Genomic DNA, 23856 nt, shown 5'->3' on the forward strand with positions numbered 1-23856 from the left:
CCAATCTGAGAGGGATTGGTCCTGTTTGCTTACCTATTAGCAAACGTCTTGGTGTGGTCCTGACCATTTTTTGGAAAGATCCTATTAAAAGGGGCAGGATCGTTATTCATGTAAGAAAGGTGCCTGATCCTGGCTGAGTAAATATGTTATGAGCTAAAGGACAGGTTCCTTTTTTCAAGATAGAAAATATACTTCAATAATTCATTATTTAGATGCAAACAATTTAAGTTCTTCCATATCCAAATAAATCGTTCCTTCATAGTCCATGCCAATCTTTTCAAGCAGCCTGGAGGAAGCATGATTGTCCAGGGATGTGATAGCCAGGATCCGCTTTAGAGCGAGTTGTTCATGTCCATATCTCAGTGTAGCAGAGGCTGACTCGTAACCATAACCTTTATTTTGATATTTGGATAAAAAAGCAAAGCCTATATCCACATCTTCTAAAGAATCTCTTTTTATCAAACCGCACATTCCAATAGGAGTGCTTCCTTCCTTGAGTTCTGCCATATAAAGGCCAAAGCCCATCTGCGAGTACATTTTCATGGGGCCGGTCACAATATAATTTTTAGCATCCTCAAGGGTACGTACACCTTTATCGCCAATAAAACGAATCCATGCAGGTTCATTTAAAAGTTCGAGAATGAATACTGCATCATCTGGAGTTAACCAGCGAAGAATTAATCGATCTGTTTCAAGTACTTTCATTTAATTTAACACCTCATTTATTTTCCAGGCTGTTAACCATTATGTTTAATTATGTATTTTTCAAGGCATGCTATAACAAATATACAACTTAGTTTATTATTAGAGCAAATTGAATTTTCTTATTTCTTGACTGGTAATTCTCCCATAGATTCACTAATGAGTTATCAGTGTAAACCTGTTAGCCTTGTAAGTGGCCTGTTTTTGCCTAAAAAACTACAAACAGGAGGTTTACAAATGAAAAATTTAGTAACGTTTGTTGCTGCCATTTCACTCATTATGGGTTCATATAGCGTGTTTCCTGCTGATCATTTCGATGCTGAGACAGTTGATCAGAAAGGTGCAGAAACACTGACATATAAAAAAGTTGAGGTTGACGCGAAGGAGTCATCATCAACGGATCATCGATTTATCCAAGAGGAAGAAAAAAAGCTGCTCGCCCGACTTGTACAGGCTGAAGCAGAAGGGGAGCCGTTTGAAGGGAAAGTTGCGGTTGCTGACGTGGTGCTGAATCGAGTCGAGCATGAACAATTCCCGGATACAGTCAAGGATGTTATTTATCAAAAGAATGCTTTTGAACCTGTTCAAAATGGTTCCATCAATGAACCGGCAAGTAATGAAGCAGTTCAGGCCGTTGAGACAGCTCTTGTGGATAAGGAGCAAAACGAAGAGCTCCTATATTTTTATAATCCTGAAACAGCTACAAGCCAGTGGATCTTTTCACGTGAAGTTGTGAAAAAAATCGGCAATCATGCATTTGCTATATAAAAGCGCGTACAGTTATAAAAGCTGCGCGCTTTTTTTATTGGAAAAAAGCAAAGGGAGGAGGAAATTTAAAAAAGGTGCCGAAATTTGTTTGAGGTAAATACTTCCATAAAGGAGATGTGAAAATGAATATCATTGTAATGGAATTACCCCAAACTGAAGTTGCATATATCAGGCGTACCGGAAGTTATTTTGAACTGCAGGATCATTGGGGAGATTTGATTAGCTGGGCAAACACCTATGGGCTGTTGCCGCCAAAGCAATCTTTTATCGGCATTTCATTGGATAATCCTGAACTGGTGGAAAGCAAGGATTGCCGCCACGATGCCTGCGTTACCATTCCTGAGGGTTTTGATAAAGAAAAACATCAAAAAGTGAAATTTAGAAAGCTGCCTGGCGGAGATTATGCTCTGTATCATTTCTATGATATACCTGATAAATTGAATGGTGCCTATCAATACATGTTTGGGGAATGGCTGCCAAATAGCGATTATGAACCGGATTATGATCGGCACAACCTTGAGTTTAATTTGAATAATCCCGCTGAAGATGAAGAGGGGAAATGTAAGGTTGATTTATATGTACCAGTCAGAAAATGAATATCCTGATGCAGTGTAACACCTGAAGAATCTTTACATAAAATTCACCAATTATTAGCAGGAGGTAAACGATTTCCAGCGAATAATAAAGCACATCTTTGCAGGAGGTGTATTTTATGCTTAACATTGCATGGGGCGTTTTATTATGGATGTCAGCAACAATATTATTCCGTTTATTTGGGCAGATTTTTTTAATTCCGGAACAGGTATTTTTTGTGCTTGCGATTTTTATTCTGGCAATTCCTTTAATTACAATTGCAACCTATCCTTACTATTATTTTAGGAATATTCCAGAAACAGAGCGGTTAAAGGCAGCTGTGCAAATCGCTCTTCCAGGAATGCTGCTGGATATATTAAGCATTATTTATTTTGCAAAAGTTTTTCCAAATTTAACTGATGTTTCTCTTCCTTTATTCGCTTCCTGGCTGCTCTGGGCGTATAGCCTGATATTATTAACTGGATTTTCAATAAAGTATAACCACAAATGATGCATGAGGTCCTTGAGAAAAAGCCGAAATTTGGGGGAGTGCTTATTAACAAGAGGATAAAGTAGCTGCCAACAAGGCAGCTTATATTTATGTGAGTCTTTAATAGGATTCGCTTTAAAGAGTTGGGAGTAAGCTAAATGAATATTACAATGATATCTAAACAGAAGCACAATCTATAGTGTCAATTAAGTCCTTTATCCTATTATAGGAAGTTAAGTAATTTCTTAGGCAGTTATTTATTTCACTGAACACAAAATATAATAGACCTTCTGTTTCCTATATCACGGCTGCCCCGGCAGGTATTTACTTTCTTCGATTAGAATATCCTTTTTAGATCCATTTTTATATTACTTGAGGTATTAGAAAGCCATTTTGTAACCTTGACTCGTATTCCCTTTGCATATGATATATTGAATTTTGTTATCGTACCAAAAAAATAAAGATATATTTAAGCGATTGACAAAAAAATTGAATAACCAACCATTCCTGTTATGGATTAGATGATCGGAGTATGATACATGTTATTAAAACGAATGATAGAGAGGAATTGATGTGCGAAGTCATGCCTAAATATCATGTATTAGTTGAAGATATGTTTGATTAATTAAATTCTGATGAGGCAGATCCCCTGGTTCATCATTTTAAAAAGATAAAAGGGCCAGTTTAAGGTTATTTTTTATAATATCTCGAAATCAAGATAAGTTAAGCTGGGTGAATTTTAACATTATAAAAACGGTTTAATAGGCTCTGGCAAATGGGAGAATAGTGGACATCAACTGAGCGTTGAAGAAGTGGAAGCTGCAATGGAAGTAAAGCAAATAAAAAGTACTCTTTTTAAACTGCACCCCCGTTCCGTTTGAACGACCAGTAGCGGAGGTGCAGTTTTCTTATGGCTGAATGAACAGGACAAAAAAAATTAATGGTCCATAGAAAGGGAGATTAAATAAATAGGATACTAACTTTGAAAATGGATAAATTTTAGATTAGATGGAATAACTTTATCAGTTTACCTGGATGTGTTGACTCTCGATTTACTTGAACATATGTTTATGGTGAGGAAAAGCGGAAGAAGGGGAAGTTTATGAGGAAAGCAATTGGCATTGACATTGGGGGAACGAAAATTGCAATTGGAGTTGTAGAAGAGAATGGCCATATTATTTCGAATACGCAATTCCCAACTAAGGTGGATGCAGGCCCTGATTATGCAATAAATCAAATAATTTCATACGTATCAGAAATGAGGGAGAACCACCAAGGGATTGTGGGAATAGGGATTGGGTGTCCGGGACCTATTGATAAGAAGAAAGGAATTATAGGCAATCCACCCAATTTGAAAACCTGGCATGGTTATCCGCTTATGCATAAAATTGAGAGCGCTTTCCAAATGCCGGCAAGGCTGCTAAATGATGCTGATGCAGCTGCGTTGGGAGAGTATTTTTATACGTTTCGAAAAACACATAAGCACGTCCTTTATGTAACTGTTAGCACTGGAATTGGTGGCGGAATTATTATAAATGGCCAGTTATATGAAGGTGCAGCATCTGGAGCAGGTGAAGTAGGTCATAGTGTAATACAGCCAGATGGTCCGCTGTGCGGCTGTGGGAAGAGAGGATGTTTAGAAGTTTTAGCTTCAGGAACTGCGCTTATGAGCATTTGGAAGATAAGACTTGTTAATGAGGGAATTTCTGCAGAACCGACCTGGAATGGAAAAGAGCTTTTTGCTCAAGCTGCCGCGGGGGATGCGCTCGCAAAAGAGGTTATTGAGGAGGCCTCCTCCTATCTTGCTCTTGGGCTAAGCCAAGCCATTCAAACCTTAAATCCCGAACTGCTGATTCTTGGCGGCGGGGTTATGATCGGTCAGCAAGAGTTTTACGAAAAGGTTAAGAATAAGCTGCCTGACTTTCTTTTTGACCAGCACAAACTTACCCTGCAAATAGAAAGAGCAAGTCATGGGACAATGGCAGGTGTAAAAGGAGCAGCTGCTTCCATATTAGAGAATACTAAATAGGAGGAACAGCATGGAATCGAAAACTACCGCTCATATTATTTCACATTCACATTGGGATCGGGAATGGTATATGCCTTTTGAAAAGCATCGCTATTATCTAGTCAAACTGATAGATACCCTCATAGAAATGTTTGAAAATGGAGAAGACTTTCAAAGCTTTCACCTGGATGGGCAAACCATTATTTTAGAGGATTATCTGCAAATTAGACCGGCAAAGAAAGAGACTCTCAAAAAATTAATTCAAGCAAAGAAGCTTCATATCGGGCCATGGTACGTTTTACAGGATGCATTTTTAACAAGCTCAGAGGCAAATGTGCGAAATTTGCTTTATGGGCTTCAGGATGCGAAGGAATATGGTGCTGTTTCGAAATTAGGGTATTTTCCAGATACATTTGGTATTTATGGTCAGGCACCCCAATTGCTTCAGCAGGCAGGTATTCATACAGCTGCTTTTGGAAGAGGAGTTAAACCAACTGGTTTTAATAATATGGTGAGTGATGCAAAAACCTTTGAGTCTCCTTATTCTGAGCTAACCTGGAAATCCCCGGATGGATCAGAGGTATTAGGGATTTTGTTTGCGAATTGGTATTCAAATGGAAATGAAGTCCCGGTGGACAGAGAGCAAGCCAAGAAATATTGGGAAAAAAAGCTTTCAGATGCAAAACGTTATTCCTCCACAACACATCTTTTATTTATGAATGGATGTGACCATCAGCCTGTACAAACAGATATGGGTGAAGCGATTAAGGTTGCAAGAGAGATATATCCAGACATTACATTTACACATTCAAATTTTGATGATTATATAGAAGCCCTTACAAAATCACTTACACTGAATCTTCAAACTATTACAGGTGAGCTCCGTAATCAGCGTACAGATGGCTGGTCCACACTTGTAAATACAGCATCAGCACGAATTTACTTAAAACAGATGAATCAAGAATGCCAAATAATGCTTGAAAAAGCAGCAGAACCAATTGCTGTTTTTTCATATTTGATAGGTCAGGATTATCCTCGAGAATATTTACGCTATGCATGGAAAACTTTGATGGAAAATCATCCGCATGACAGTATTTGTGGCTGCAGTGTAGATGAAGTTCATCGTGAAATGGTGACTAGATTTGAAAAAGTAAAACAAACGGCGTCCATGATTATCGATGAAAAAGCAAAAGAAATTGTATCCTATATAGAAACGAACCAAATGGGAGCTAACGCCATACCTGTTGTGGTTCTTAACACATCAGGTAACACAAGAAATGCAGTCGTTGAAAAGGAGATAGAGTTAGAGAAAATCTATTTTTCGGAGATGGATTTTTCAGAGATACCAGGTACGTTACGTGCTAAGGAAATCCCTGATTTAGCGGTAATTGATGCTGATGGAAGAGAGCATGAGTGTATCGTAAATGACCTTGGAGTTAGATTTCATTATGATCTTCCAAACGATGGCTTCCGGCAGCCGTACTATTCAAGAATGCTGCGAATAACATTCATAGCTGAAGCACTTCCGGGGTTTGGGTATAAGACATTTTATCTCAAACCAAAAACTTGGCAAGAAAAACCAGACCAACTCCCAGTTTCAAATGGTTACTTCCTCGAGAATGAATATGTACATATCGGGATTCACGAGAATGGCTCATTTACGCTTACAGATAAGAAAACAAATAAAGTGTATGAAAATCTGGGCATCTATGAAAACAGCGGTGATATTGGCAATGAGTATATGTTTAGAAGGCCAGACGGAGAAGAGCCGCTTACAACAGAAGGCCAGAAAGCTGAGATTAAAGTTATCGAAAACAATGCCATTCGATCCATTATCGAAGTGGTGCATGAGTGGGAAATACCGAAAGAAGCTGATGAACAGCTTGCGTTGGAAAAGGAAAAGTTAGTTTGGCATAAAGACCGCACATCTGGCAGGTCGAATGAAATGGCAACTCTACGCTTAGTAACGCAAATACACTTAGATCAAAAAGCAAAAGGTCCAAAGGTTAAGGTAAAGATAGAAAACAATGCCAAGGATCACCGGCTGCGTATTCTGTTCCCAACAAGCTTAAAAACAACTGAGCATTATGCTGACAGTATTTTTGAAGTGGTTAAACGTTCAAATACCCCAGAACGGGAATGGGAGAATCCCAGCTTTGATCTTCATCAGCAAGCATTTGTAAGTATCTCGGACGGGGATTATGGATTAACTATTGCAAACAAAGGGTTACATGAATATGAAGTATTGGAAGAAATGCAAACCATTGCTGTTACGATTCTCAGAGCAACATCAGAGTTAGGTGATTGGGGCCTCTTCCCAACTCCAGAGGCCCAATGTCCTGGAACACATTATGCGGAATGGATGATCATTCCACATAAGGGGACTGTCGTTAGTTCAGAGGCATACAAAGAAGCTTATGATTTCCAAGTGCCCGTACTTTCAGTTCAAACAAATGTGCATGATGGGGAGCTTCCGGCTGAACATACATTTTTCTCATGGGAAGGAAAAGCGGCCGCCTTTTCCTCTATGAAGCTAGCAGAAGAAAGAGATGATGTCATAGTTCGATGGTTTAATACATCAGAACAGGAGGAATTCCTCAGCGCTGCTATCATGAACGGGTCAGCTTCATACAAAAGTACAATTATTGAAACATTAGCAGAGCCTATGAAAGGTGCACATGTTCTAACTAAAATTAAACCATTTGAAATTTTAAGTTTTGGCTGGAAAGTGAAGGAGTGAAGGGATGAAAAAGGAAAAAGCTATACCAGCATCACTTGCAAAGATAATCGAAAAGGTAAAGGAACATTTTCCAAATGACAGCAAGCTTCAGCAAATGTTTGAAAAATGCTTCGTAAATACGTATGAGACAACATTAAAGCCACAAGAGGATGGAACCACATTCGTCATCACTGGTGATATTCCAGCAATGTGGCTGCGTGACTCAGCTGCTCAAGTTCGCCCTTATTTAATTGCCGCAGAAGAGGACAAAAAGATAGCAGACCTTATTGAGGGGGTTGTTCGCAGGCAGTTTAAATATATTCTGCACGACCCATATGCGAATGCATTTAATGAGACAGAAAATGGAAAAGGACACCAGGAAGATAACACAGATATGTCACAAATGGTTTGGGAAAGAAAGTATGAAATTGACTCACTATGTTATCCGATTCAGCTTGCATACCTGCTTTGGAAATCAACCGGGAAGACAACTCATCTTAACGATGCATTCGTTCAAGTTTTGCACAACATTCTGCAAGTATGGAGAGTAGAGCAAAATCACGAGGATGATTCACCTTATCTTTTTGAGAGAAACAATTGCAGACAATCAGACACATTACATAGAGCAGGGAAAGGATCTAAAATAAAAAGAACGGGAATGACCTGGAGTGGTTTTAGACCAAGCGATGACGCTTGTTTATATGGATATTTGGTTCCAGCTAACATGTTTGCAGTTGTTGTATTAGGATATGCGTCCGAGATATGCAGAAAAGTCCTTCAAGATGAGGTACTTGCTTGCGAATGTGAACAGCTGTCATCTGAAATAGAAGCAGGAATTGATGAATTTGCGGTTTTACATCATCCGATATACGGTGACATGTTTGTCTATGAAACAGATGGAATGGGTCAATACAATTTAATGGATGACGCGAATGTCCCTAGCTTATTGGCTGCACCTTATTTAGGCTTCTGTTCCTTTCAAGATACCACATATTTAAATACACGCCGTTTTTTGTTGAGCAGAGATAATCCATATTATTATGAAGGGAAGGCGGCAAAAGGAATTGGAAGTCCGCATACTCCAGATCATTATATTTGGCATATTGCATTAGCGATTGAAGGAATGACATCAAATGATGCTTCTGATAAAAACAGAATACTGGAGGTGATGAAACATACAGATGGCGGAACGGGCTTCATGCATGAAGGCTTTGACGCGGACCGGCCTCAAGAATTTACTAGAGAGTGGTTCTCATGGGCGAATTCGATGTTTAGTGAGTTTGTGTTAAGTCTTTGTGGATATGCGGTAAAGGGAAGTCCGCTTCATATGAGCTTGCAGGATGGCAAAAAGCAGTGACAGCTTTAAAAGATTAGCAGCATCGAAGAGTAATTGGAAGGCCACAACATCTTAAGCAGAAACATACACTCAAGCTAGTTATGAAAGAGAACGAAAGTATCTAACGAACAGGGGTGGATTAATGTTAAAGGGAAAATGGAGTTTCATCACAATTCTCTTGGGGTTGCTTTTAGTGTGTACTTTACCGGGAACAGGCTTTGCGAAGACGCCTGAATCATCCTATTGGTATCCGGAGACTCTATTAGATTGGAGTCCTGAAGCGGATCCTAATGCGGTTTATAATAAAAGTTCCGTTCCATTAGCCGAGCGTGAGACAAAGTTTAATGTGAATGAAACGGCTCAATCCGAGGCGAAGCTAGTTGCTTTATCGGCATTGAATCCAAATACGAGCGGTGTCCCATCACAAGGTGGAAAAGGTTTTTTCGCAAACACATTTAGCTATTGGCAATACGTTGATTTAATGGTGTACTGGGCTGGATCTGCAGGAGAAGGCATTATCGTTCCGCCTAGCGCAGATGTAATCGATGCCTCTCATAAAAATGGTGTTCCGATTTTAGGAAATGTGTTCTTTCCGCCTAAGGTATATGGGGGACAGGAGCAGTGGGTAGATCAAATGCTTTCTCAGCGTGAGGATGGCTCATTTCCTGCAGGAGATAAGCTGATCGAGGCAGCTGAATATTACGGCTTTGATGGCTGGTTTATTAATCAGGAAACAGAAGGCGGTACAGTAGAAACAGCCCAAAAGACGAGGGATTTCCTGAAGTATTTGCAGGATAATAAGCCTGAAGGCATGCATATTATGTGGTACGACTCCATGGTTGAAAATGGTTCGATTAGCTGGCAAAATCATCTTACAGATCAGAATAAAATGTTCCTGCAGGATGGTACTGATCGAATATCAGATAGCATGTTTTTAAATTTCTGGTGGACGAATCAGCAATCCTCTCATAACAAAGCATTAGAAATTGGAAGAAGCCCTTATGATCTATTCACTGGAATTGATGTAGAAGCAAATGGAACACAAACAAATATTCGTTGGAATGGAATTTTTCCAGAGGGGCAGGCTCCACTGACTTCATTAGGCATCTATCGTCCAGATTGGGCATTTAAAACAACTGATACAATGGAATCTTTTTATCAAAAGGAGCAAGAATTCTGGACTGGAATGGCCGGGGATCCTCGTAAGACAAGTGAAAATGGCAGCTGGAAGGGTATAGCTCACTATTTTACTGCGAAAACAGTTATACAAGAACTTCCTTTTGTGACTCATTTTAATACTGGAAGCGGGAAGTTCTTTGCTGTAGATGGTGTTGTTCTTGGAGACTCTCAATGGAATAATCGTAGTTTGCAAGATATTTTGCCAACATGGCGCTGGATTAGAGAAAGTAAAGGTCAAGCGCTAGATGTGGATTTTGATTGGAATACAGCATTTTACGGTGGCAGTTCTCTAGAGGTTTCGGGAAACCTTTCAAAGGAAAATGCAACACATGTAAAGCTCTATAAAACAAATCTTCCAATCGAGAAGGATACTGAGCTTTCGGTAACCTACAAAACAGTTGTGAAAAAACCAAACATGAAGATTGGAATAAGCTTTGCTGAACAGCCGGAGAAATTTGTTTATTTTGACGTAAAGAAACAAAGTCATAATAACTGGACTGAAGAGACAATTAAGCTTAACCAATACAAAGGCAAGGACATAGCAACTATCTCTCTTTTCTTTGATAGCGAGGATACGATCGAGAATTACCAGATGAATATTGGTGAGTTAAAGGTAAAAAATAAACATAACGACAAAGAAGTGCCTGATGTACCAAACAATTTAAAAGTTGAAAATGCTGTGTTCACAGATGGCTTATATGCAGACGCAGAAGTAGCTTGGGAACCGGTTAAAGGGCAGATTCTTCATTATGAAATCTACAGAAAGCTTCCGAATGGGGAAAAAGTGCTTGTTGGCGCTGTACCTAATCATGCATTCTATCTTTCTGAGTTAAGAAGAAGCGGTAAGGAAGCTGCCACAACTCTAGAAATTATTGCGGTTACACCAGAATATGTTCGAAGTGAAGCAGCAACTGTAAGTTTCGAGTGGCCGCCATATCCAACACCTAAAGCAGACTTTAGTGTAAGCCAAACAATTGCAGCGCCTGGGGAAGAAATTCAATTTTTCAATAAATCCTCTGAGGCAACAGAAGAGGTAGAGTGGCATTTTGAAGGCGGATCTCCAGAGGTAAGTAAAGATAACACTCCTATTGTTACCTACCAGGAAGAAGGGGTGTACTCTGTAACCTTAAAAGCAAAAAACAGCGAGGGAGAGGACGTGCTTCTAAAAGAAGCGTTCATTACGATTTCAGAGGAAGTCAAAAATATTAGCAATGTGGCGTTAAACAAAATGGCAGCAGCGAGCGGACAATGTGCACCTTCAGAAGCAGCAAAATACGCAGTGGATGGAAGTGTTACAAACAACAGCAAATGGTGTGCAATTGGTGCAAACCATTGGTTAATGGTGGATTTAGGCGAGGTATATAACTTATCAAGTTTTGTTATTAAGCATGCAGAAGCAGGTGGAGAGCCAGCTGCATTTAATACAAGAGCATTTACGATTGAGGTAAGCCTGGATGGAGAGAATTGGACGAATGCTGTAACAGTAAATAATAATACGGCTGCGATTTCAGAGCATTCTATTCAATTGACCGAAGGCCGATATCTTCGTCTTGCGGTTCAGCAGCCAACTCAAGGTGGAGACCAAGCAACGAGAATATTTGAATTCGAAGCATACGGTTTTTAAATAAGCACAAGTTTGGAAAGGGGAATTCTTCTCCTTTCCTCTTTTTAAAACGTTAGCAGGCTTTTTAGCAGAATCAAAATTAACCAAACTACCTAGGGGATGAAAATCATGGGGAGAATGTTTCAAGAAGCAAGTGAGTGGATTGTCAGATTAGCCTGGTCTAATTTTCTCTGGATTGCTTTTACGGCAGTTGGAGCAGGTGTCTTTGGCATTATGCCAGCAACAGTGGCCTTATTTACAGTTACGAGGAAATGGAAGCTGAAAGAATTTGATTTTTCAATTCGGAAGCTTTTTATAAATACCTATAAAAAAGAATTTGTCCGCTCTAATGTAACTGGTATGATCTTCGCTATTATTGGTGTGCTGCTTTATCTTGATTTGAAAATTGCAGAAGGGATGCAGGGAACTATTTCAGTGGTGCTTTATGTGTTTATAGGCTTTATCATTCTGTTATTCGTGAATACAGTAATTCACTTTTTCCCTCTCTATGTCCATTATCATTATTCCGTAAAGGAGTATATCAAACAATCCTTTATTATTTCTCTAATTAGTCCCACTTCAACCTTTTTAATAGCGATTGGCCTATTCTTTATTGGTTATTTACTGGTGAATATGCCAGGACTAATCCCCTTTTTACTAGGTGTTTTACCAGCTTATTGGATCATGAATGTAAGTATAAATCGGTTTCATTCGCTTGAAAAACAGTACAAACCAAATTGATGTCGGTATCCGTGAAGATGAAACCATAAACTACAGAAAAAATGAGGTATGAATATGTTTTTAACTGAAAGAAAATTAGAGGCAAGAATACAAGAGTTATCGGGTTTCAGATATCGGGATGCCATCCAGCTTCACCAGTTTCAAGCTGTGGAGGATGAAGGAGCTATAGGGACTTATCCACCAAAAAAAATGGAAGGGTATATCTTAAAGCAAGGAGATCAATGGAGGGGGAGAGATCGATATCTTTGGCTGCATACATTCTGTAAGATTCCTGCTGAATGGCAAAGAAAAAAAGTAGTTGGTTTGTTTGACTTTGGACGTACAGGCGGAGGAAATAACTCTGGCTTTGAGTCTTTGTTATTTGTCAATCACAAGCCCTATCAAGGCGTGGACTCGAATCATCAAGAGGTATTCTTCAAAGAGGAAGAGACCGGAAAAGCTGTTGAGCTGCATTTTCGATTGTGGTCAGGTCTGGAGGGCGGCGGAGAACCCAGAGAGCAAATCTATACACTGGAGACATCACAAATCTGCTGGTTAGATGAAGCAGTTGATGACCTTTACTATACCTCTTTGGCTGCATGGCAAACGATTAAGGAGTTAGGTGATGAGAGGACTGAGAAGCATGATATTATAAAGGCTTTAAACCGGGCCTTTGCCGTTCTTGATTGGAGTAAGCCAGGAGACGATATATTTTACAAAAGCTGCGGGCAAGCAAGAGAGGTATTACAGAGCAGTTTACGGGAGATTGAAAAGCATAGCCCAATCACCATTCATTCTGTGGGACACACTCATATTGATGTTGCATGGCTATGGCGGCTCAAGCATACTCGTGAAAAAGCGGCTCGATCTTTTTCTACAGCACTTCGCTTAATGGAACAATTCCCTGAATACTATTTCCTTCAATCCCAGCCACAGTTATACGAATATATAAAAAATGATTACCCGGAAATCTATGAAATGATTAAAGATCGTGTGAAAGAAGGTCTTTGGGAAACGGAAGGTGCTATGTGGCTTGAAGCGGATTGCAATATTCCAAGTGGCGAATCACTTGTCAGACAGATTTTATATGGGAAAGCATTTTTTAATCAAGAATTTGGGGTGAATTGTGAGTATTTATGGCTTCCAGATGTGTTTGGATATAGCTGGGCACTCCCGCAAATTTTGAAAAAATCAGGCATTCATACATTTATGACAACAAAGATTAGCTGGAACCAATACAATAGGATGCCGCATGATACGTTTAAATGGAGGGGAATTGATGGCTCAGAAATTTTAACGCATTTCATTACGACTCCAGAACCGTGGAACTCACCTGATTCATGGTTTTACACATATAACGGTTTATTAACCGCCAAAACAATAATTGGAGCATGGAAGAGCTATCGGAACAAGGATATTAACCAGGATTTACTCCTTTCATACGGTTATGGGGACGGAGGAGGCGGTGTAAATCGGGAAATGCTTGAGCTGCGCCGCAGGTTCGAGAATATGCCTGGTCTCCCGAAAGTAAAAACAGCAAGAGCGGGTGAATACTTCAAAAAGCTGCACGATACGATTAAGAATACAAATGAATATGTGCATACATGGGATGGAGAGCTCTATCTTGAGTATCATAGGGGGACCTACACAAGCCAAGCTTACACAAAACGTATGAACCGAAAACTAGAGTTAGGCTACAGAGAAATAGAATGGCTTTCTGTATGGAGCTCTTTACTTTCCACATGGAAAATGTACCCGAAGGAGCAGCTGGATGAGGGCTGGAAGATTATCTTGCGAAATCAATTTCACGATATTATTCCAGGCTCTTCAATCAAAGAGGTATATGAAGATGCGAAGCTGGAATATGCCCAGGCAGAGAATATTCAAAACCAAATCAGGCTAAAACAGATTGAGAGATTAGTTGAAACAAATTCCAAGACCTACACTGTCCTTAATGCAGCACAATGGCAGGACAAACAGTTTGTATGCATTCCTCATGATGAAACAAATCAAGGAAATGGTTATTGGACAACAAAACAGGGTGTAACGCAAGGAAGTCAGCGTACCGAAAATGGATGGTTAGTTGAAATCGGGAAACCAGCATCCTTTGGAGCTATAGAGGTGGAATACCATCAAGGAGAGACTTTTAATACTGAGAGTCCCTTTATGTACAATGAACAATCATTAGAAACACCTAATTATTCAATAAAATGGAATGAATCCATGCAAATAGCATCACTCTACGATAAGGAAGCAGCGCGTAATGTATTAAAAGCCGATCAAAATGGAAATGTACTCCAAATTTTCGAAGATAAACCTTTAGCCCATGATGCATGGGATATCGACTTGTATTATCAGGAAAAGGTAGAGGAGGTCCATGAAATTGTATCCACTGAGGTTGCTGAAAACGGTCCAGTACGAATTGTGATTCGGACTATATGGAAATATCAAAATTCACGGATTGAACAGGACATGATTTTCTATGCTGACAATCGCAGGATCGACTTCAAAACAAAAGTGAATTGGCATCAGCAACGTAAGCTGATGAAGGTAGCATTTCCTGTTGATATACGGACGACGGATGCAATGTTTGATATTCAGTTTGGAAATGTGAAGAGGCCGACACATTGGAATACGAGCTGGGATATGGCGCGCTTTGAAACTGTAGGCCATCAGTGGGCAGATTTATCTGAAGCCGGATATGGTGTAAGCCTATTGAACAATTGCAAGTATGGATATGACATCAAGGAAAATACCATGCGCCTTTCTCTAATAAAGGCTGCTATATATCCAGATCCAACAGCGGATCAAGGGGAGCATGAATTTACCTATTCTTTGCTTCCTCATTTGGGGGATTGGAGAGAAGGGCAAACTGTAAAACAAGCTTGGTACTTGAATCATCCATTAAATGCTGTTAAAGGCGGATTTGCTCCGAAGGAAAAGTCGTTTGTGAAAGTCGATAATAATCATGTCATCATGGATGCCATTAAGAAAAAAGAAGATGAAGATGCTGTAATTATTCGTCTTCATGAATTTGAGGGCAGGCGCGGAACAATCAATTTAGACTTCCCATTTCACGTTGAAAAATGGGTGGAAACGAATTTAATGGAACAAGCAGAGGGAGCAGAGAATACCGGGGAAATTAAAATGACGATTAACCCATATGAAATTAAAACACTTCTTGTCTATTTTTCTTGATAAAATAGGAGTAGATTACAATCTATCGGAAAGCCAAGCTTTCCGATAGAATCGTATTAGGGGTGTGTCTTGCAATGGAGAAGCATCTGAAAAATAAAGTATTTAGCAAAATTCTATTCTTTTTTTCAGCAACAACCTTATTAACTATGTTTTTACTATTGTTTTTTTTATCAAGGTATTACACAGAAGTAATTATTCAAAGGGAGAAAGATGCGAGCACGCAAACACTGGAACAAATTGAACTGAGTATTAATCGAAAACAAGAGTTTGTTCAGAATGCAATAAAAGAATTGTATTTGAAAAAAGACCTTATTCTTTATGATATTGCATTCGCCCTGCAAAATGATTATAGTACCTATTTGTCTTATCGATTGGATAAATACAGTGAAAGCTCTTCATTTGTACCCAATAATCTTGATACGTTTTTTCAGGCGTATTTTACACAAGACCTTGATATCAATGCTGTTAGTTTAAAAAGTGCAGACTATGGAACTGAATATATTTATATAAATAATCATCATAGATGGAATCTTTTTTTAGAGAACAGCAAGTTAGCGCAAGAGACATCCAGGAATCTTAAATTAGGAAATGGAGACGGGGAGCTGCAGCTGGTTAAATGGGAGCCAAAAAAAGAGGGCTACAATACAATTCAAATTTCCCGTTTCATTAATGACCCGGTTACCCTTAAAACAATCGGGGATCTAACCGTATATTATGATACAGCAGGCATTCAAGACATGCTGCGGCTGCGAAAATCCCAATACAAAGGATCCGTACATATTATCAGTAAGGATGGCACCAGTCTTTTTAGCTCGAATCAACCAGTAAATCCTGATCAGCTGCGGAGTCTTCCGTTCATCACTGCTTTTTCTGAAGTAAAATGGGAAGGTAAAAAATATTATGTAAATACTTTAGCAGATGAGCAAATGGGGTTTTTATATGTCGGATTAATCCCTGAGAAAGAGATGAAGAAAGTAACAAATGTAAAGCAATATATGCTGCTCGCAACCATGCTGCTTTCGAGCATTGCTATAGGAGTTACTTATTTTATCATGAGGTCTTATTCCAGAAGAATTAGTGCAATCGATTCAGCCATACACGAGGTTCGAAGCGGGAACCTGCTTATTCGAATTCCACAAAGCAAGCAAAAGGATGAATTGACTACAATATCCGAGAGCTTTAACGAAATGCTGGATGACCTCAATAAATATATTAAGGATGTATATGTTCTAAATCTAAAACAAAGAGACGCAGAAATGAAAGCGCTTCAGTCGCAAATACAGCCTCATTTTTTATATAACACACTTGAGGCCATCCGGATGAAGGCCATTGCAGATGGATCCAAAACAACAAGTAATATGATCTATAGCTTAGGGCAAATGTTTCGCTACTCATTAAGCGGCAAGGAAATTGTGGAGATTTCAGATGAAATTGAACATGTAAAGGAATATGTGGGACTTATCCAAATACGATATCACAATCGGTTAAAGGTATCCTATGACATTCCTGGAACCTTTCTAGATGAAAAGGTATTAAAATTCACCCTGCAGCCTCTTGTGGAAAACTATATTATTCATGGTTTTCGAAAAGAAACCGAAGAAAATGAATTATTGATTCAAGTAAAAAGTAAAAACCAGGACATTGAGATAATGATACATGATAATGGCAGAGGGATTTCCCCTCAAAGGCTTACTTATATTCAAGCAAAATTAAGAGAAGGTACCACCACGACAGAGGATTCTATTGGATTAAGCAACGTGCACCAAAGGCTTCAATTAAAATATGGAATAGATTATGGCCTTACAATTCATAGTGTTGAAGGGAAAGGAACGACAGTCTTCATTAAAATTCCAGCCGCTAGAAGGAGGAATGCAAATGTATAATGTCTTTATTGTAGATGATGAGCCTTTTATTATCGAAGGCATGAAGGCTTTAGTACAATGGGAGGATTATGGACTGCACGTTGTTGGAGATGCTTCGAATGGAAGAGAGGCACTGGGAAAAATAGAGTGTATACAGGTTGATATTTTACTAACAGATATTATGATGCCTGTAATGGACGGGCTGCAGTTAATCAGTAAAATTAAGGAACGTAATCCAAATATAAAGTGTATTATCCTATCTGGATACCAAGAATTTAACTATGTGAAAAAAGGTATGGAGCTAGGCATTGAAAATTATTTACTTAAGCCAGTTAATGAACAGGAGCTTCATTTTACGTTGCTAAATTGTGTAGAAAAGCTTGGAAAATCAACGAATCATGAAGAAGCATATACAATCTTGCGAGATAATACGATTTGGCGAGGACTGAACCAGGAAATCGATGAAAAGGAATGGCGAGATAGAATTAAACTTTATAATCTGGAATTTGAATGTACAAATTTAGCAATTGTTTTGATTCAATTCTCCAATAATCTCGACAATTCTTTCTTGGCAAAGGTCCGTTTTGAAGTTGAAAGAAAATTTCAGTCAGTTTGCATTATAAATCCTGATGGTGAGTTAATCCTTCTTGCCTGGGCAAAGAATGAAGATGATATAAAAGAAAAAGCGGATCAGCTGCACAGGCTGTTAGCTATCACTGTTCCATGTATGTATTTTAGTAGTGTTGGATCACTTGTTCATTCAATAAAAGACATTCATACAAGCTATGATCGTGCAAAAGAACTTGCGGGCTATCGCCTAGTGCTTAAAGAGAGTCATATAATCACTGATGATTATACGAAGCAATACTCTGATACCACTATTTCGACCACCTATGAAATTAATGATCTGAAGAGATATATTGTAAGTCTGGAAAGGGAGATGGCATTTCGCTGGATAGAGGGTGCATTTGAACAAATCGCACAATCTTCAAAAAAGGTGTCTCCAATAAGCATTCGAGGCTTTGCGATTGATATCATTACCTCCGTCCAAAAAGAGGTGAATGATCGTGCTGCTAATCAAAAAGTTGCGATTGTAAAAAGCATTTTAGAGTCACATTCGCTTAATCAGCTTGGTTCGATTCTAACAGAATATATAAGAACTGTTTTTGAAAAAATTGAGGCCAAGGCAGGGCATCATAGTCCTGTTATACAAAGTGTTATAAGGCATATTCACGAATGCTATAATGAGGAGCTGTCATTAAAAACTTTAAGTTATAAATTTCATATTAATTCCATTTATTTGGGCCAGCTTTTTCAAAAAGAAACAGGACTTGTATTCTCTGAATATATTAATCATATTCGATTAGAAAAAGCAAAGCAGCTATTAAGAGATACTCATGAAAAGGCAGGTCAAATTGGGAAAATGGTTGGCTACTCAGATTCTGCCTATTTTTATAAGCAATTCAAAAAGGTAGTGGGTATTACGCCATCTGCCTGGAGAACAATGAATGAACGACCAAAAAATCCTGTCTAGCAGGATTTTTTTATTTGGCTCTGTTTCATATATTGTTCATTTTGAAATGAAAGCTAACCGGAATCCTAAACATTCTTGCCCGTTTCTTATTTACCAATGCCCCCTTATTTACATGCATTTTTTCCGAATGTTTAATAAGTACAGTAAATCTAAATATTGTTAACTTTAAGTGTTTGCCACTTTTTTTTATGATTATCATGTAAGGGTTTTCAATTGAAGAGAGGAGGCGCTTTGTGAGTCATATTAAAAACTTTTTTCAAGATGTTTACAAAAACCGAGTTTGGCTCCTCATGGTATTGCCAGGAACAATATGGTTTTTACTTTTTTCCTATCTGCCAATGTTTGGAACAGTGATAGCCTTTAAAAATTTCCGCTTCGATCCAAATGGATTTTTCGCAAGTGTTCAAAATAGCGAATGGGTAGGCTTTGAAAATTTTAAATTCCTATTTAATACAAATGACGCATGGATTATCACAAGAAACACAGTACTCTATAATTTAGTATTTATTGTCCTGGGTCTTGTGTTAGCGGTATTTGTAGCAATAGTTTTGAGTGAACTTGCCAACAAGCGGCTAAGTAAAATCTATCAAACAGGTATGCTGTTTCCGCACTTTTTATCATGGGTAGTTGTAAGTTATTTTGTATTTACCTTTCTGAGTGTTGACCGTGGTTTACTCAATAATATGCTAGGCTGGTTAGGAATTGATGCTATCTCTTGGTACAACGAACCCAAGTTCTGGCCAGCCATTATTATTCTGACAAGTATTTGGAAGGGTGTTGGGTATGGAAGTATCGTATATCTAGCTGCCATTGTAGGAATTGACCGTACCTACTATGAGGCGGCAATGATTGATGGGGCTAGCAAGTGGCAACAGATAAAAAGCATTACGATTCCTTTGATTACACCCCTTATGGTTATCCTAACCATTTTAAATATCGGCAGAATTTTCAGTGCTGACTTTGGTTTATTTTATCAGGTTCCCAGAGACTCAGGCCCATTATATTCAGTAACAAATGTAATTGATACGTATGTATATCGAGGATTAACAACAATGGGAGATATTAGTATGAGTACCGCTGCAGGCCTTTATCAATCATTTGTTGGATTTATCCTAGTTTTACTTACAAACTATCTAGTTCAGAAGATTGACAAAGAATATGCACTATTCTAATAAAGGGAGGGGAGCCGCGAACTCGTGGCAATAAATCATGACAACAAATTTGAATAGCTCCCAACCTGGGATAGAAACTGGGACTGTTATAAAGCAGGAAACAAAGCCAAATCAAAAAAAGAAGAAATATTCCATACACGGGTTAAGTGGGATTCCCAATCTATTGATGAATATCTTAATAGGCTCATTTGCTTTAATGTGTATCTTTCCATTCATTTATGTTGTTATCATCTCCCTGAGTGACGAAGAATCTCTAGCTCGAAATGGATATCAGCTTATTCCGGAGAATTGGAGTCTGGAAGCTTATAAATATCTTTGGCAGATGAAGGATCAATTGTTTCAGTCCTATACAATTACCATTTTAATCACTGTACTTGGAACGATTATCAGTGTGCTTATGATTTCACTTTACGCTTATGCTATATCCAGAAAACAATTTAAGTTTAGAAAAATTTTTACATTTTTTGCTTTCTTTACGATGCTTTTTAGCGGCGGATTAGTGCCGTTCTATATAGTGGCTACACAATTTCTGCAATTGCGCAATTCGATTTGGGCATTAATCCTACCCCTTGCTATGAATGCTTTTTACATTATCATTATGAGAACCTTTTTCCAAAGGTCTGTTCCAGAGTCAATCCTTGAATCTGCACGGATGGATGGAGCAAGTGAATTGCGGATTTTTGTCCAAATCGTGATGCCCCTTTCTTTGCCTGGGATTGCAACAATCGCCCTTTTCAGTACTTTGGGCTATTGGAATGATTGGTTTAATGCCCTTTTGTTTATTGATGAACCTCATTTGGTGCCTCTTCAGTCATTGCTGATGAAAATAGAGAACAATATTGAATTTTTACGACAAAATGCACTAACAGGTGGTATGCAAAATGAAGTAATGAAGTCCATTCCTCAGGATGCAGCCAAAATGGCTATGGTTGTCATTTCAACCCTGCCAATTGCAATTGGATATCCGTTCTTCCAAAAGTACTTTGTGAAGGGACTTACCATTGGCGGAGTAAAAGAATAACAAAATAAAAAGGGAGGATTGAAGAATGAAAAAGAAGTTTGCAATTTTTCTAATCGTGCTGCTTACTGCAGCAACACTGCTCACAGCATGCAAGAGTAATGAAAAGGCATCAAGTAATGAAAAGGATGGAGAGCTGGAGGCGTATGAGATCACATGGTATACAATTGGAACTCCGCAAAAAGATGTAGACAAAGTATTTGAAGAGGTTAGTAAGTATACAAAGGAAAAGATCAACACTACAGTGAAGCTTAAGCAAATTGACTGGGGCGATTACGACCAAAAAATGCAAGTGATGATTGCTTCAGGTGAATCTTTTGATATTGCTTACACTGCAGGTGGAAACTACGTATTAAATGCACAAAAAGGTGCCTTCAAGGGCCTGAATCAACTACTGGATTCCCATGGAAAGGAATTAAAAGCAGCACTTGATCCAGCGTTTTTAGAAGGAGCTAAAATTGATGGAGAGCTTTATGGAATTCCATCCAATAAAGAAGTTGGCCAGCAAAGTGTTTACGTATTTAATAAGAACCTGGTAGATAAATACAATATGGATGTAACAAGTGTTAAATCTTTGCAGGATTTAAAACCATTGTTAAAAACAGTAAAGGAAAACGAGCCTAATTTCACACCAATTGCAACATTTAAGCCATATCTGCCATTTGATTATGTGTTAGAGGATGAGATGCCGTTTGCGTTCCCTATAGATGGGGAAACGGATAAAGTCGTGAATATCTATGAATCTGATATCATGATGGAAACATTAAAGACCATGCATGAATACTACAAGGCTGGCTATATAAAAGCAGATGCTGCTACAAGTACAGATCCGTGGCCGCTAGAGGTTGAGAACTGGTTTGTACGTAAGGAAATGTATCAGCCGACAGCAGAATTACTTTGGTCTCGTTCAGCAGGTTATGATGTATTGGTACAGCCAATGCACGACCCAATTACTTTCAATAACTCAGTAACAGGTGCAATCCAAGCAATTTCTGCTACTTCAAAAAATCCAGAGCGCGCAATGATGTTCCTGAATTTATTAAACACAGATCCGTATCTTCGTAACTTAGTTGATAAGGGGATTAAAGATATCCATTACGAAGAGGTTGATAATGGAAAAATTAAAGACCTTCCTGCACGTGTAGAAAACTATAACATGCCAAGTTATTCTCTAGGAAACCATTTCATACTTAAGTTATATGAAAATGACCCTGAAGATAAATGGGAGCAATTCAAATCATTTAATGACGCTTCCAGTCCGGCACCAACTCTAGGATTCTATTTTGATACAACTCCTGTTAGAACCGAAATCGCTGCAATTGCAAACGTTTCACAGGAATTTGCTCCAGCATTGTTAACAGGCAGTGTTGATCCAGAGGAATTTTTGCCAAAAGCCAATCAAAAGCTTAAGGAAGCTGGTTTAGATAAAGTTCTAAAAGAAATTCAAAAGCAATATGACGAATGGAAAAAGAATATTAAGTAATTATGATATATAAAGCGGAGCCGGCGATTCCATTTTCCGGCTTGCTTTTGGTTATTTAGAAGGGCGGTATGTTAAATGGCTAGATCTGAATTGAAGTATGTCTTTCCAAATGATTTTTGGTGGGGTTCTGCTTCTTCTGCTACACAAATGGAGGGGGATGCAAAGGCAGACGGAAAAGGAGTTAATATTTGGGACTACTGGCATGAAACAGAACCAGATCGTTTCTTTAATGGTATTGGGCCCAATCAGGCTTCCCAATTTTATTCTAAATATAAGGAAGATATTAAACTGATAAAAGAAACAGGTCATAATAGTTTTCGCTTTTCAATCTCCTGGTCACGGATGTTTCCAGAGGGGAGAGGAGAGTTAAATGAGAGGGCTGTTAACTTCTACAATCAGGTCATAGAGACATTACTCTCATATGAGGTTGAACCGTTTATTAATCTCTATCATTTTGATATGCCGCTATCATTACAAAACGAAGGCGGATGGGAAAGCCGCTTAGTAGTTGAAGCATATGTAGAATATGCGACTGCTTGCTTTACTCTATTTGGTGATCGTGTTCAGAAATGGTTTACACATAACGAGCCGATAGTTCCCGTGGAATGTGGTTATTTATATGGCCATCATTATCCCGCAGTCACAGATTTTAAAAAGGCGGTACAGGTTGCCTTTCATTCCATTTTAGCCTCAGCAAAGGCGATAGAAAAGTATCATAATCTTGATTTTGCAGGAATGATAGGCATCATACTAAATGTCACTCCTTCCTATCCAAGGAGCGGACATCCAGCCGATTTAGATGCAGCAGAACGAGCTGATTTATTATTCAATCGATCATTTTTAGATCCTTCTATTAAAGGAAAGTTCCCTGCTAAATTAATAGAAATGCTGAAGGAAGAAGATTTCCTCCCAAGCTATGAACGAAGTGATTTAATAACTATTCGTGATAACACTGTGGATATTCTGGGAATTAATTATTACCAGCCAAGAAGAGTTAAGGCAAAGGAACACCTGCCGAATCGAAATGCTCCATTTATGCCAGAATTTTATTTTGATTTATATGATATGCCAGGTAAAAAGGTGAATCCTTATCGCGGATGGGAAATTTATGAAAAGGGAATCTATGATATTTTGAAAAATATTCAAGATAACTATGGAAACATTGAGTGCTTTATATCAGAGAATGGTATTGGTGTTGAAAATGAAGAAAGGTTTAAGGATAAGGAGGGAATCATCCAGGATGATTATCGGATTTCCTTTTATATGAACCATTTAAAATGGATACATAAAGCGCTTCAGGAAGGTTCAAATGTGAAAGGGTATCATGTATGGACCTTTTTAGATAACTGGTCATGGCTAAATGCTTATAAAAATCGGTATGGGCTTGTCTCAGTTGACTTGAAGGAAAACTATAAAAGAACTACTAAAAAAAGTGGGTATTGGTATAGAGAACTTGCCAAAAATAATGGATTTTAGTGAAGGAGGGAGAGG

16 protein-coding genes are annotated in these 23856 nt (G+C 38.5%); 15 read left to right on the forward strand and 1 reads right to left on the reverse strand.

The features are described 5' to 3' along the window. Window positions 1–204: 204 nt before the first annotated feature. Entirely contained in the window at window positions 205–705 is a 501-nt protein-coding gene (locus tag ACR42H_RS10585) for a GNAT family N-acetyltransferase (RefSeq protein ID WP_436375998.1), read from the reverse strand. Between the two features lie 234 nt (window positions 706–939). Between ACR42H_RS10585 and ACR42H_RS10590 the strand changes: the two genes are divergently transcribed. From ACR42H_RS10590 to ACR42H_RS10660, 15 genes are all read left to right on the forward strand, one after another. Next, entirely contained in the window at window positions 940–1470 is a 531-nt protein-coding gene (locus ACR42H_RS10590) for a cell wall hydrolase (protein WP_436376001.1), read from the forward strand. A gap of 122 nt (window positions 1471–1592) precedes the next feature. Further along, window positions 1593–2066: an AraC family transcriptional regulator gene (locus ACR42H_RS10595; protein WP_436376004.1), complete on the forward strand. Its 474-nt coding sequence runs from the start codon at window positions 1593–1595 to the stop codon at window positions 2064–2066. Window positions 2067–2182: 116 nt separating this feature from the next. Beyond that, the gene (locus tag ACR42H_RS10600; RefSeq protein ID WP_436376007.1) at window positions 2183–2554 is read left to right on the forward strand and encodes a DUF5367 domain-containing protein; all 372 of its coding nucleotides are present in this window, start codon (window positions 2183–2185) and stop codon (window positions 2552–2554) included. A gap of 1081 nt (window positions 2555–3635) precedes the next feature. Beyond that, entirely contained in the window at window positions 3636–4562 is a 927-nt protein-coding gene (locus tag ACR42H_RS10605; RefSeq protein ID WP_436376009.1) for an ROK family protein, read from the forward strand. A gap of 10 nt (window positions 4563–4572) precedes the next feature. Beyond that, window positions 4573–7281, forward strand: a complete 2709-nt coding sequence (locus ACR42H_RS10610; protein ID WP_436376010.1) for an alpha-mannosidase — start codon at window positions 4573–4575, stop codon at window positions 7279–7281. A 4-nt stretch (window positions 7282–7285) separates the two neighbouring features. Further along, a complete protein-coding gene (locus ACR42H_RS10615; protein WP_436376011.1) occupies window positions 7286–8617 on the forward strand; it encodes a glycoside hydrolase family 125 protein in 1332 nt (443 codons plus the stop codon). A gap of 172 nt (window positions 8618–8789) precedes the next feature. Continuing rightward, a complete protein-coding gene (locus ACR42H_RS10620) occupies window positions 8790–11399 on the forward strand; it encodes an endo-beta-N-acetylglucosaminidase (protein ID WP_436376013.1) in 2610 nt (869 codons plus the stop codon). A 108-nt stretch (window positions 11400–11507) separates the two neighbouring features. Then, a complete protein-coding gene (locus ACR42H_RS10625) occupies window positions 11508–12119 on the forward strand; it encodes a YesL family protein (protein WP_436376015.1) in 612 nt (203 codons plus the stop codon). A gap of 54 nt (window positions 12120–12173) precedes the next feature. Further along, window positions 12174–15296 (forward strand): alpha-mannosidase, encoded by a 3123-nt coding sequence (locus ACR42H_RS10630; protein ID WP_436376017.1) that lies wholly within the window; start codon window positions 12174–12176, stop codon window positions 15294–15296. A gap of 74 nt (window positions 15297–15370) precedes the next feature. Further along, entirely contained in the window at window positions 15371–17179 is a 1809-nt protein-coding gene (locus tag ACR42H_RS10635) for a sensor histidine kinase (protein WP_436376020.1), read from the forward strand. Then, window positions 17172–18692 (forward strand): response regulator, encoded by a 1521-nt coding sequence (locus tag ACR42H_RS10640; protein ID WP_436376022.1) that lies wholly within the window; start codon window positions 17172–17174, stop codon window positions 18690–18692. The genes ACR42H_RS10635 and ACR42H_RS10640 overlap by 8 nt, the downstream gene beginning before the upstream one ends. 242 nt (window positions 18693–18934) lie before the next feature. Then, entirely contained in the window at window positions 18935–19864 is a 930-nt protein-coding gene (locus ACR42H_RS10645) for an ABC transporter permease (protein ID WP_436376894.1), read from the forward strand. A 166-nt stretch (window positions 19865–20030) separates the two neighbouring features. Continuing rightward, the gene (locus tag ACR42H_RS10650; protein ID WP_436376895.1) at window positions 20031–20885 is read left to right on the forward strand and encodes a carbohydrate ABC transporter permease; all 855 of its coding nucleotides are present in this window, start codon (window positions 20031–20033) and stop codon (window positions 20883–20885) included. A 25-nt stretch (window positions 20886–20910) separates the two neighbouring features. Next, complete coding sequence (locus tag ACR42H_RS10655; RefSeq protein WP_436376025.1) at window positions 20911–22365, forward strand: ABC transporter substrate-binding protein; 1455 nt, start codon at window positions 20911–20913, stop codon at window positions 22363–22365. 75 nt (window positions 22366–22440) lie between these two features. Beyond that, window positions 22441–23841, forward strand: coding sequence for a glycoside hydrolase family 1 protein (locus ACR42H_RS10660; RefSeq protein WP_436376028.1), 1401 nt, complete (start codon window positions 22441–22443; stop codon window positions 23839–23841). Window positions 23842–23856: the final 15 nt, after the last annotated feature.

The sequence above is a fragment of the Cytobacillus sp. BC1816 genome (assembly GCF_051353635.1).
Lineage (GTDB): Bacteria > Bacillota > Bacilli > Bacillales > Cytobacillaceae > Cytobacillus > Cytobacillus oceanisediminis_C.